The organism is Vibrio sp. 2132-1, assembly GCF_033344315.1.
The window spans coordinates 1-607 of record NZ_JAWPON010000544.1 but is presented as its reverse complement, the minus strand read 5'-3'; the positions used below and the strand labels follow the sequence as shown (position 1 = coordinate 607).

General features: G+C 48.6%; 1 protein-coding gene. It reads left to right on the top strand.

Features of this window, described 5'->3' with window-relative positions; genetic code table 11:
- The coding region (locus R8N47_RS26550; protein ID WP_318186280.1) for a solute carrier family 23 protein at positions 1–465 on the top strand (465 nt) is incomplete at its 5' end.
- Positions 466–607: the final 142 nt, after the last annotated feature.

The following is a 607-nucleotide window of genomic DNA, read 5'->3' as shown; positions in this document are numbered from 1 at the left end:
GCTGCGGTATTCAACAGCTTTCCAAACTCTACCTTCCGTCAAAACAACGGCATTATCATGCTAACGGGCGTCGCAAGCCGTTACGTGGGTTACTTTATCTCGGGCATGTTAGTGATTCTTGGTCTATTCCCGGGCGTGGCCAGTTTTGTTCAGCTGATCCCAGAACCTGTACTTGGTGGCGCTACCATCGTGATGTTCGGCACCATTGCCGCTGCAGGCGTGCGCATTATCTCGCGTGTTGACCTCGACCGCCGCGCGATTCTGATTATGGCGTTGTCATTCTCGATGGGGTTAGGTATCGCTCAGAAACCTGAGATTCTGCAGTTTATGCCTGAGTTTATTAAAAGCATCTTCTCAACCGGTGTGGCTGCTGGCGGTATCACCGCGATACTGCTGAACTTGCTGCTTCCAGAAAAACTGACAGAAGAAGATGAACTTGTCGCTCAAGAAGTGAAAGAGTCTTAATACTTGTACTTAGAAACTAAAAAGCCCAACCACATTTTTGGTTGGGCTTTTTAGTTTTAGAGGGTTATTTGGTCGGGAAACTGATTTGGGCGATCAAGCCGCCTTCACTGCGATTACGCATCACCACCGAACCTGAATGTTG